The following is an 11,473-nucleotide window of genomic DNA, read 5'->3' on the forward strand; positions in this document are numbered from 1 at the left end:
TGACGTTAAACCAACATACACTTCATATAATTCTCTTCTATCCCCACCAACTTCGCTTTAAATATCTGCCCTATTTCTAAAGGTTTATCTAGCTTTACCGGAATAAAATTTTCGGTATGGGCAATATTATTATTCTCTACTAATAACTCCACTTTCTGTCCTATATGTTTTTTAAAGAATTCGGTCAACTGGTTTTGCCCTTCTTGCCTTAAAATTTCTGCCCTTTCTTTTCTTATATTTTGAGGTACTTGTGGCATACGTGCTGCAGGCGTTCCTTCTCTTTCCGAATAAGGGAAAACATGTAAATATTGTAATTCCGCTTCTGAAATTAATTTTCTTGTATTTTCAAACATTTCAGGGGTTTCAGTCGGAAAACCAGCTATAATATCCGCACCAAAAGATACTTCCGGTCTTATTGCCCGCAGCTTCCGACAAAACTCTATTACGTTTGCTCTATTATGACGTCTTTTCATACGTTTTAATATCATATCGTCGCCTGCTTGCAAGCTAATATGAAAATGCGGCATTATCCTTTCACTATAAGCTATAAGCTCAAAAAGTTCATCATCTATTTCTGCAACATCTATTGAAGATAATCTAAGCCTCTTTAATTCAGGGACTAAATTCAACACTCGTTTAATCATTTGTGCGAATGTTGGACTTCCTGGCAAATCACTACCGTAAGCCGTGACATCGACACCGGTAAAAACTACTTCTTTAAAGCCGTTTAATACCAAATGCTTTACCTGCTCTGCTATAGCTCCTATTGCTACTGATCTACTTTTTCCTCTACCATAAGGGATAATACAGAAAGTACAAAAATGATCACAACCGTTTTGTACCTGAATAAAAGCACGAGACTTACCGTCAAAGCTACTTACTAAATGACTTGCCGTCTCTTTCACCGACATTATATCGTTAACTGTTATTTTTGCATCGGTAATTTGGTAGTAATTAGGTAATAACTTCTCTTCATTACCTATAACTTTGTCAACTTCCGGCATATTACCGTACATTTGCGGACTTGTTTGAGCACTACAGCCGGTAACAATAATTTTTAAATCAGGATTATTTTTTTTAGCCTTGCGTATAGCTTGTCTTGCTTGTTTCTCAGCTGCTTTAGTTACCGCACAAGTATTGAATATTGCTACATTATCGATACCCGACAATTCCAAGTTTTTTCGTATTATCTCACTTTCGTAAATATTAAGTCTACAGCCAAATGTTACTACGTCTTGTCTTAAATTATTGCTCACAATAATATTCCCCACGTGCTACAAGCGTAGCTGCACCTTGCATTATTATATTACCGTTTTCTTCTTTCATAGTAAGGTTACCGTGCTTAAAGACTATAGTACTTGGTGAATGGATAAAACCGCGCTTTAAACCGGCAGCAAAACTACCGCAAGCTCCACTTCCGCAAGCAAGCGTTAACCCTACCCCCCGCTCCCAAACGGATAAATAGATTTTATTATCTTTTACTTCAGCAAAATTAACGTTTACCCCATCTGCGAATAATTCCTTAGCCTGCAATTGTGCACCGACAATTTTTTGATCTTGAGGTTCTAACTTACTAAAAATAACTACATGCGGATTACCTATATCAACGCAAATAGTTTCCTTTAAATCAATCATATAACGCTCTGCAAATTCCCAAACTTTATCACGACTTGGCATCCAAGCTTCATTAAAACTAACGCTTCCTACATTAACACTAATATTATTTTCATCATTGACATTACATAGCAATTTTTTATTGCCTACCATTACGGTAATATCTTGCTTTCCCGTATCAAGATAAATTAACTTGGCTAAACATCTTGTAGCATTACCGCATAATTTAGCACTAGAGCCGTCTATGTTATATATAATCATTTCATAAAAATCATTATGCTCTTCATAAATAATGAACTGATCGCAACCGATACCTGTATGACGCTCAGCCATATTTTTTGCTAACTGCGATAAATCATATGAACTTGATAAATCTCGTTTGTTAACAATAACAAAATCATTACCGAGACCATGCATTTTTACAAAATTAATTTTACTAATCATAATGTTTTACATATTAGGAAATTGTATTATAGCAAATTTCTTGGAATTTGCTATAATGAAGTGATGATATATAAAAATATAGACTATTATGCTAATTTCACGTTTCTTAGACCCTAAAAATAACTATGCATTTTTAAAAATTTTCGGTACAGAAAAAAATAAGGATATACTTATTCATTTTCTAAATAACATTTTAGATTATACGGGAAAAGAAGTAATTACCGCAGTTACTTTTTTAAAAACAATCTAAGATCCCGATATCGCTACTTATAGACAATCTATAGTTGACGTATTATGTAGAGATAAATACGGTACTCAATTTATTGTAGAGATGCAGGTCAGCAAACATCCAGGTTTTGAAAAACGAGTTCAGCTTTATACAGCAAAGGCCTATTCAAGATAAATAATAAAAGAAGATGAAGATCATAAAAAAAATGGCAGTATATGCAAAACTTCGAGGAGTAATATTCTTAGCTATTGCCGATTTTATTTTATTGCCCGATAAAAAAGATTGGAGATCAGATCATAGATTACTTGATACTAAAACTTATGAGAACGACTTACAAGATTTTTATTTTATCTTTTTAGAGCTTGAGAAATTTAATAAAGAATTAGATCAATTAGAGAACCTTCAAGAAAAATAGGCATATTTCTTTAAACATGCAAATGAAAGCACTCTAGACGAAATGGAGAATTTGATAGGTCATGATTTTATTATTAAAAAAGCTTTTTATGCTTTGGATCAAGCTGGTTGGTCTGAAAAAGAGTTAAATACTTATGAAAAAATGATAAAAACCGACATGGATAATCTAGCCTTAGAGGAGCAGAAAATTATGGATGCTAAAGCTAAAGGGGAAGCAAGACAAAAAATTTCTATAGTTAAAAAAATGTTAGCAAAAAATAAACCTTTAGATAAAATTATAGATTTTACCAGTTTAACAGAAAAAGAAATCGAGCAATTAAAGTAATGAAGATCCTTAATATTATGCTAAGTCGTGACCTTGGTGGCATTCAACAAGCATTTTTAGATTATAGCACTGCTTTAGAGATGCAAAAAATTGAGGTTATAAATATCACTTCTTACAAGGCAAAAATAAATTCCTTTCTACACAAACAAAGCTTAAAACTACCTAATATAGTACCGTTTGCTTTACTCTCGATACTTATTCTTAAGTATATAATTCATAAGACTAAGCCCGATATAATTATAGCACACGGTAATAGAGCAATAAATTTTAGTAAATTTGCTAAATCACACAATATAAAATTAATCGGTATCGCTCATAATTATAGTTTAAAAGGACTACGTAAATGTGATTTTGTTATTGCCTTGACTCATCATATGAAAGAATTTTTACTAAAAAATAACTTTGCCGAATCTAGGATATGCATCCTACCGAATATGATAAATATTGCTAAAGACTTTATTCCAAATAAAACATATAGAAAACCTGTCGTAATTGGTGTACTAGCAAGATTTGTAGCTAAGAAAGGTGTTGATGTTTTTATTAAAGCTATCAAAATTTTAAAAGAAAAAAAATATGATCTTCATGCAATTATAGGTGGCAGCGGCGAGGAAAAAGATAATTTAATTGCTTTAGCACATAAACTTAATTTACAAGATCAAATATCATTTACGGGATGGGTTAACGATAGAGATAAATTCTTTAAACAAATAGATATTTTTTGCTTACCGTCTCTTCATGAACCGTTTGGAATTATAGTGCTTGAAGCAATGGAGGCAAGCATGCCTATCGTTAGTACAGATACTGAAGGGCCTGCAGCAATCTTAAACGACATGCAAGATGGGCTTATTTGTAAAGCCGGCTCTGCTGAAGATTTAGCAGCAAAAATTGTTTATCTAATAGAGAACCCTATAAAAGCAAAAGAATTTTCTAAAAACGCCTACCTTACTCTCCAACAAAATTATGACGTTAAAGTTGTTTCTGAAAAGTTACAGCATATTTTAGAAAGCTTCAGATAAGATGAATTTAAGGGTGAGCCTACACAGCTTATAAAAATACGTGAACACAAGCGAATCCTGTAAAATTCACTTATATCAAGCTTTCTAAAATATGCTGTAGCAACATTATTACGTAATTATAAAAATATTTAGTTGAAAAAATAATAGTCTATATTGACATAACGGTTTAAAGATTCATAATTAATATTAAGTAATATGAATTTATTTTAATGAACCTAATCTATGAACTTCGTATGCCGATTTTTCATTTACTTAAAATATATTCTAGTTTTATCGATTTCATCATTTCTTCTATGTGGTTGTAATGCAAAACACGATAATATGCCCCCCTAAACTCTCATTACCTACTACTTGGAATAATTATTCTCTAGAACAAAATAATAATGCATCCTCCAAGTGGTGACTGCAATTTAACGATCCGGTGTTAAATAACCTAATCGAAGAATCTTTAACCGGTAACTCCGATATTGAGCTTAGCAATGAGTAATGTGCTAGCAGCGCAAGCACAGCTTACCCTTATTAATTCTTATAGATTTCCACAAATCAATTTACAAGGCGGAACAAATCGCACAAAAAACAGTAAAGAAACAAAAGCACCGAATGAACCGAAATTCTCTAATAATTTTGGGCTAGCAAGCGTGCTTAATTACGAGCTGGATTTATGGAGGCAGCCGCCAACGCTAGCGAATCGGCTAAAAAAACTTTCCTTGCAAGTGAGTATAGCAAGGCAGAGGTACGTTTATCAGTTATAAGTAACGTCACTATAAGTTACTTTAATCTTTTAGCATTAGACAAACAAATCTATCTCACTGAAAAGCTAATTGAGGCTCAAACGGAAATTTATAAATTAAATCAGAAATTATATAATCTTGGCATAGGTGATTTAATATCGGTTAGTGAAGCTGCTTCCGAGTTTGCACTTACTAAGTGATCATTGCCGCCTTTAACACAACAAAGACATGAGCAGGAAACCGCTTTAAAAATTTTAGTAGGTAGACCTAAAAATATAGTAAACGGCTTAATTTATCGTGATAAACCAATAGATTACTTCCCTGCTCTACCGGTATTACCTAAAATATTACCATCAGAGCTTTTAGAGCAAAGACCGGATATTAAAGCAGCAGAGCAGAATTTACTAGCAGCAGATGTAAACTTAAAAACAATAAAAGCTACTTATTTTCCACAAATTTCTTTAACAGGCTTATTAGGATTCGGTAGCAATAAACTTAATACTCTGTTTACTAACTCAACTGAGACTTGGCAGGTAGGCGGCAACATAGCAGGACCTATTTTTGATTTTGGCAAATAACAATGCTTAAAACAATAATGCAGAATTTGATATTGATAACATTACTAGTACTAATAGTAATATTAGGTTTGGGTAATAAAACATCATCATAAAAGCAGTAAACAAATCACTATAGCAGCTCCGGTTGAGGTAACACAAGTTATCAGAAAAGACGTACCTGATGTGATAGCACTTGCAGGAGTAGCTGAAACTTACCAAAGTGCCGATATTCAATCTCAAGTTACGGGCCAAATATTAAGTGTAAATTTTGATGACGGACAAGAAGTAAAAACAGGTGATTTATTATATGAAATCGATTCTCGTCCGTTTCAAAATCAATTACAGCAAGCACAAGCAAATTTACTAAGTGATACTTATAACCTTGAAGATGCTATAAAAGAAGAGGCAAGATATCGTGCTTTATACGAGGAAAAAGCCGTTTCGGAGGAGCAGTATTTACAAATGCTAACTAATATGAATATGCTTAGGGCCACCATGGAACGCGATAAAGCAATTATTGCAGACGCTAATTTACAAATCGAGTATTCAAAAATAGTAGCTCCTTTTGATGGTAAACTTAGTGAGAGTAATGTGGATATAGGTGATTTAGTATCGCCGGATTTTGTGTGTCTAGTAACTATCAATACTAGCTCGCCTATTTATGTCAGCTTCTCCGTACCTGAAAAATATCTCGATCGTATTAATAAATCTCAAAAATCTAATGATTTAGCTTTGACGGTTAGAACCGTAAGCGACCAAGAAATTAAAGACGGTGAGATCGTTTTTGTCGATAATTCGATTGATCCAAATAGCGGCACTATCAAAGTTAAAGCAACACTACCTAACCAAAACGAAATATTATGGCTGGGACAGTGTGTTCGTGTATCCCTAACGATTTACATCGAACAAGCGGCTTTAATAGTTCCATCTAAAGCCATGCAAACTAACGATCAAGGTCCTTATATATTTGTTGTCGATCAAGATAATAAAGCCGTAGTCAAGAATATAGATATAGTGTTTTCTAATGATGATTTTATTGTTATTAAAGCGGTATAGATGAGGGAGAAACGGTAATCACCAACGGGCAGCTACGATTATCTAACGGAGCAGAGGTGAGTGTTAGGGAGGAGTAGTGTCAAATCGTCATTGCGAGGAAATTACAAAGTAATTGACGAAGCAATCTTAGGAGTTTGTCATTATTTCATGAAATTGCCACGCTTCTTACAGTCGCTTGCAATGACAATATGTATGACGGAAAAAATCCATAAAACAAGAAAAAAATAATTTGGTATTTCAGAAATATTTATTAAGCATCCGGTTCTTGCTACTTTATTCATGGCAACTATTTTGCTGTTTGGAGCATGCAGCTATAGGATATTACCGGTAAGCGTTTTACCTGACATCAACTGCCCGACTATTCCGGTTTCAGTAAACTTGCCTGGAGCTGCTGACCTTACTACTATGGCGTCTTTAGTTGCATTACCGCTTGAAAAGCAATTCTCGACGATATCAGATATTGACTCGATGAGTTCGGTTAATAGTAACGGTACTACTCAAATTACTTTGCAGTTTAATTTAGACCGAGATATAGATGCAGCGGCACAAGACGTACAAGCAGCTACCGAACGACTTACCTACCCCGCCCCTCATATCGTAAAGTAAATCCTTGCCGACGCACCTATATTTTATTTATCTTTAACCTCTGAGACTCTTCCCCTTATATACCGTGGACTATTACACCGAAACAATTATGGCTGAGCGTTTATCTATGCTGCCGGGTGTTGCACAGGTACAAGTTTACGGCTCACAGCAATATGCAGTGCGTGTGCAGGTTGACCCTGTTAAAATGGCAGCAAATAATATAGGGCTTGACCAAGTATCAAACATTATAAGCTCTGCTAACGTTAATTTACCGACCGGAGCTTTATACGGTACAGATATCTACTCAAGCATTAGAGCCCCTGGGCAAATGACAAAATGCTAAAGAATATAATGAGTTAATATTAACTTATAAAAACGGTAATCCGCTTTTTCTTAAAAATATCGGGAAAGCCATTGATAATAATAATAAAATAGCTGCTTGGTATAGGGATAAGCCGGGGGTAATACTTGCTATTCAAAAACAACCGGATACTAATACTATTGAAATAGTCGACTCTATAAAAGAAGTATTACCGTTGCTTCGCAGGCAAATCCCTGAAGGCATTATTAATATTAATATCATATTTGATAGATCAATTTCTATATCAGAGCATTGGTAAATGATACCAATTTTACTATTCTACTCGCTTTAATACTCGTAGTGAGTGCTATATTTCTCTTTCTACATAACTGACGGTCCGTGATTATTCCAACTATTGCCCTTCCTGTATCAGTTGTCGGTACTTTTGCCTTTATGTATCTATTCGGTTATAGCATCGATAATATGTCTTTAATGGCTCTAACGTTTGCGATGGGTTTTGTCGTGGATGATGCAATAGTAGTGCTTGAAAATATCACACAACATATGGAAAAAGGCGAGAGTAAAATAGCAGCATGTATTAACGGTACTAAAGAAATAGGATTTTCTATCGTCTCAAGGACTTTATCCCTAATGACGATATTCATCCCAATATTATTTATGAGCGGAATTTTAGGGAAGCTACTGCACGAACTTGCCGTTGTTATTACGACCGCTATTTTGCTTTCGGGAGTTATCTCGATAACCGTAACTCCTATGTTATGTAATGTGTTTTTGAGGGATCGTCATTGCGAGGAACATAGTGACTAAGCACTCTCAGGGCAACCAACCGAGATTGCCACGGCGTCTTTGACGCCTCGCAATGACGACCTACCACTAACCGAAAAAGCCTTTGAATATGTCAAACAAAAATATGGTAACAGTCTAAAAACAGTAGTAGAGCATTCAAAAACTACTATGCTTATATTTTTCTCTTAGTAATCATCGCAACGGCTTATTTATTTGGGAAAGTATGTAAAGGCTTTATGCCTTATTCCGATACGGGACAAATCTTAGTTTTTACCGACGCCGCTCAAATTATTTCTTTTGATGCGATGGTGCAAGAACAGCAACAAGTAAGTGATGTATTACTTAATAAATTCCGTAGGTGTTTCAGGTAGAAACTCTGCCGTAAATCAGGGTACGATTTTGATTAGCTTAAAACTTCGTGATCAAAGAATAGGAGCTGACGCCGTTATAGATCAGTTACGTTCAAAACTAAATCATTTAGTAGGTTTAAGGGTATATATCCAGAACGTACCTACTATTACGATCGACGGACAAGCAACCAAAAGCCAATATCAATACACCATGTAAGAACTCGATCAAGATGTGCTATTTAGCTTTGCACCGAAATTAAAGGACAAGCTCGCACGGCTGGCTGCCAGGTTTTATTGACGTCACTTCGGATTTACAAATAGCACAGCCATAAACTTTAGTGCAGATTGATAGATATAAGGCTGCAAAACTCGGTATATCAGTCGAGCACGTCCAAAATATCTTATATGCAGCTTACGGTGCTGAGCAGATTTCCACATTATATACCCCCACAGCTCAATATGACGTTATTTTAGAGCTAGATCCTAAATATCAAACAGATTCGTCAATGTTATCTTTAGTCAATATTAACTCCGCAAGCGGCAATTTAGTACCGCTAACTACCCTTGCTAAAATTGTTAATACTGTTGGCCCGCTTAGTATTTCACATTTCGGGCAATTACCTTCAGTTACGGTATCATTTAACCTGCAAGATGGATATTCAATTAGTGATGCCGTTCCAAAAGTTAATCAAACAATACGGGAGTTACAAATGCCGGCTACGATTACGGGAAACTTCCAAGAAACAGTGCAGGCATATCAGGCGTCTTTTTCCAATCTTGGCTTATTGCTTGGACTGGCTGTTATAGTTATTTACATCATCCTTGGCATGTTATATGAAAGTTTTGTGCATCCTATAACTATACTTTTAGGACCACATACCGCTATATTGGGAGCATTACTCACTCTACTAATATTTAATAGCGAACTTGATATGTACGGATTTGTCGGACTTATAATGTTAATCGGTATAGTGAAGAAAAACGCTATCATGATTATCGATTTTGCCTTAGAACTTGAGAGAACTGGCAATAAATCTTCGGCATGAAGCAATTTATGAAGCATGTATAATACGATTCAGACCGATTACGATGACTACCCTAGCTGCCTTAATGAGAGTATGCCTATTGCGCTTGGAGTCGGAGCAACAGGAGCAGAGAGAAGATCACTAGGGCTTGCAGTAGTGGGAGGTTTACTCAAATTGCAATTACTTACTCTTTACATCACACCGATAATTTGCCTATATTTAGAAACAGCTAAGAAATGGTTAAAGCACAGCAATTATAAAGCTGAAATTAGAAACTATCCGGAATTAAATTAGAAATCTTAATGTTTTTGTATGGCACGAGAAACTCGTTCGGTGTTATACCGTGGCTTGACCACGACATCCAGAAAACAACTAACAATACTAATATTATTAGTATTTTTAACTAGATCCCGTGGACAAGCCACAGCGTGATAGTGGTATCAAGCGTATTCAGTATTCGGCGTCGTTTTCTCTTCTCCAGCAACCGTAATTTCATCACTCTCATAATTAAATGTGTCCGTTGTAGAAGGAGTAGACGGTACAAGCGATGTGCTTACTAACTCAGAAGACTTTTGATCTAAATAGTCTCTTACTTCTCGTTTACCAAGCAATTCCATAGCATCATTTTTATTACTTTCTTTTATATATGCTCCAGGAATATATACCTTAATATATTCCATATCAGATACGTTTTTTAATAAATAAGGTGATACAAATTCTAGTATGTCCTTACCGCTTCTTTTATAATTAGCAAATGAGTAAGCAACACAAATACCGTAGTCATTTCATAAATGCTTGTGTCTTGTCTGTTGAATGTTGTTTTGTAGATTCCACAGCTCTTAAAGCATATAATATCTGTTCTCTTGTTGCTTGAATAGAAACATCATCTGAAGCCATACCGTAAGCTTTTTCAAGCTCTTGATCTTTTAAAAATGTAATTTTTTTGTTAATTCTTTTATTTCAGTAACAATAGGGTTTTGAAGGCCTTTTATAAAGGTAAGACTAGCAGTACTTGCTGAGAGTTTACTTTTCATAATATACCTATTAATAATTTAACATATTTCTATATTCAAATATTAATTTTTATTAATAAATTTACTTAAAAATAATAAACCTATTGATAGTGATAAATATATCACATCAGAGATTGCTGTATATATCTAAAGACTGGAGATTTCTGCTTTTAGCTAAGAATAGCCTTATTATATCGAACAAGCATTACTGCCGTTATCATCATCTTCACGGATAAATTTTTGCTTTACCTTAGAATTGTTATTATACGGCTTACTATTTTTTACCGGTGGATAATTTACAGGCTCATAATTTGTAACGGGCGGGGCATAATTTTGATTTACTACAGCATTTGGACAAGTATATTTTGATATATCACGCTTAGTTTCTCTAAGCATGGCTTTTATCTGATTTAATTCCTCTTGTATCTTTTTTTCTTTATCACTATCGTCTTTTCTAACCTTTTTATTCGCTCTACTTAAAGTCATATCATCATCGGATTCAGCGAAACCGGCTTCCGCTTTTTGCCTTGCTATATCCCTTTTAATCATCTTAAGATACATTTCACGATTTCTCTTTACAGGATCGATTCTTTCTCCTCTTAAAGGACTATCGCTATCATAGTCATCATCATCGTTATCATAATCAAGATTATCTTCTACTATATTCTTTTTAGCCAAAGTAATATATTTATTATTATATACAGGTTTTCTCTTGCCGCCTTTAGCACCTTTGCTATCAACCAATCTGTTATTTGCTGATCTTTGAAAATAGCTTCTAAAATTATCTGTACAAGCTGAAAGTAAAAACATTCCTAAAAATAATATTATAATTTTTTTTAACATATATTTATATTATTCCAAAACTTTTATTAGACTTCCTGTACAACTTAGCTAATAAGAAGGAATTTGTAGAAGACACGGAACGCAGCACCGCAGCGTACGCTTTGGTACGTGAGGATGCGAGTACCGGATCAACGCACAAATTACCCTTAGAAGCAAGTTATGC

General features: G+C 34.6%; 14 protein-coding genes and 5 pseudogenes. 15 read left to right on the forward strand and 4 right to left on the reverse strand.

Annotated features, from left to right (window positions below; all coding sequences use genetic code 11):
• Positions 1–5: 5 nt before the first annotated feature.
• Both mtaB and dapF read right to left on the reverse strand, forming a co-directional pair.
• Positions 6–1,271, reverse strand: a complete 1,266-nt coding sequence (gene mtaB / locus GCO76_RS01875) for a tRNA (N(6)-L-threonylcarbamoyladenosine(37)-C(2))-methylthiotransferase MtaB (RefSeq protein ID WP_410955987.1) — start codon at positions 1,269–1,271, stop codon at positions 6–8.
• On the reverse strand, positions 1,246–2,058 hold the full coding sequence (gene dapF, locus GCO76_RS01880) for a diaminopimelate epimerase (RefSeq protein WP_410955988.1): 813 nt from the start codon (positions 2,056–2,058) through the stop codon (positions 1,246–1,248). Before dapF ends, mtaB begins: the two co-directional genes overlap by 26 nt.
• Positions 2,059–2,146: 88 nt before the next feature.
• Between dapF and GCO76_RS01885 the strand changes: the two are divergent.
• The 15 genes and pseudogenes from GCO76_RS01885 to GCO76_RS01955 all read left to right on the forward strand — a co-directional run.
• Positions 2,147–2,461: pseudogene (locus GCO76_RS01885) on the forward strand (PD-(D/E)XK nuclease family transposase).
• A 13-nt stretch (positions 2,462–2,474) separates the two neighbouring features.
• Complete coding sequence (locus GCO76_RS01890; protein ID WP_410955989.1) at positions 2,475–2,702, forward strand: PD-(D/E)XK nuclease family transposase; 228 nt, start codon at positions 2,475–2,477, stop codon at positions 2,700–2,702.
• Positions 2,703–2,744: 42 nt separating this feature from the next.
• Complete coding sequence (locus GCO76_RS01895) at positions 2,745–3,026, forward strand: hypothetical protein (RefSeq protein WP_410955990.1); 282 nt, start codon at positions 2,745–2,747, stop codon at positions 3,024–3,026.
• A complete protein-coding gene (locus GCO76_RS01900; protein ID WP_410955991.1) occupies positions 3,026–4,042 on the forward strand; it encodes a glycosyltransferase family 4 protein in 1,017 nt (338 codons plus the stop codon). Before GCO76_RS01895 ends, GCO76_RS01900 begins: the two co-directional genes overlap by 1 nt.
• 661 nt (positions 4,043–4,703) lie before the next feature.
• The gene (locus GCO76_RS01905; RefSeq protein WP_410955992.1) at positions 4,704–4,973 is read left to right on the forward strand and encodes a TolC family protein; all 270 of its coding nucleotides are present in this window, start codon (positions 4,704–4,706) and stop codon (positions 4,971–4,973) included.
• A 3-nt stretch (positions 4,974–4,976) separates the two neighbouring features.
• Positions 4,977–5,351 carry a TolC family protein gene (locus GCO76_RS01910; protein WP_410955993.1) on the forward strand — a complete coding sequence of 125 codons (375 nt, stop codon included), beginning with the start codon at positions 4,977–4,979 and terminating at the stop codon, positions 5,349–5,351.
• A 162-nt stretch (positions 5,352–5,513) separates the two neighbouring features.
• The gene (locus tag GCO76_RS01915; protein WP_410955994.1) at positions 5,514–6,386 is read left to right on the forward strand and encodes an efflux RND transporter periplasmic adaptor subunit; all 873 of its coding nucleotides are present in this window, start codon (positions 5,514–5,516) and stop codon (positions 6,384–6,386) included.
• A gap of 279 nt (positions 6,387–6,665) precedes the next feature.
• On the forward strand, positions 6,666–6,992 hold the full coding sequence (locus GCO76_RS01920) for an efflux RND transporter permease subunit (protein WP_410955995.1): 327 nt from the start codon (positions 6,666–6,668) through the stop codon (positions 6,990–6,992).
• Positions 6,993–7,080: 88 nt separating this feature from the next.
• A complete protein-coding gene (locus GCO76_RS01925; RefSeq protein WP_410956452.1) occupies positions 7,081–7,314 on the forward strand; it encodes an efflux RND transporter permease subunit in 234 nt (77 codons plus the stop codon).
• Positions 7,238–7,591: pseudogene (locus GCO76_RS01930) on the forward strand (efflux RND transporter permease subunit). Before GCO76_RS01925 ends, GCO76_RS01930 begins: the two are co-directional and overlap by 77 nt.
• A gap of 80 nt (positions 7,592–7,671) precedes the next feature.
• Positions 7,672–8,268: pseudogene (locus GCO76_RS01935) on the forward strand (efflux RND transporter permease subunit).
• Positions 8,269–8,273: 5 nt separating this feature from the next.
• Positions 8,274–8,761, forward strand: a pseudogene (locus GCO76_RS01940) (efflux RND transporter permease subunit).
• Positions 8,762–8,767: 6 nt separating this feature from the next.
• Positions 8,768–9,475, forward strand: coding sequence for an efflux RND transporter permease subunit (locus GCO76_RS01945; RefSeq protein ID WP_410955996.1), 708 nt, complete (start codon positions 8,768–8,770; stop codon positions 9,473–9,475).
• Between the two features lie 15 nt (positions 9,476–9,490).
• A complete protein-coding gene (locus GCO76_RS01950) occupies positions 9,491–9,748 on the forward strand; it encodes a hypothetical protein (protein WP_410955997.1) in 258 nt (85 codons plus the stop codon).
• An 8-nt stretch (positions 9,749–9,756) separates the two neighbouring features.
• Positions 9,757–9,858: pseudogene (locus tag GCO76_RS01955) on the forward strand (permease); the annotation flags it as partial.
• 36 nt (positions 9,859–9,894) lie between these two features.
• On the opposite strand, the gene GCO76_RS01960 reads toward GCO76_RS01955, so the two are convergent.
• Positions 9,895–10,134, reverse strand: a complete 240-nt coding sequence (locus GCO76_RS01960; RefSeq protein WP_410956481.1) for a hypothetical protein — start codon at positions 10,132–10,134, stop codon at positions 9,895–9,897.
• A gap of 522 nt (positions 10,135–10,656) precedes the next feature.
• Positions 10,657–11,310 carry a hypothetical protein gene (locus GCO76_RS01965; RefSeq protein ID WP_014014259.1) on the reverse strand — a complete coding sequence of 218 codons (654 nt, stop codon included), beginning with the start codon at positions 11,308–11,310 and terminating at the stop codon, positions 10,657–10,659.
• Positions 11,311–11,473: the final 163 nt, after the last annotated feature.

It is taken from the genome of Rickettsia koreansis, from assembly GCF_046532895.1.
GTDB classification, from domain to species: Bacteria; Pseudomonadota; Alphaproteobacteria; order Rickettsiales; family Rickettsiaceae; genus Rickettsia; species Rickettsia rickettsii.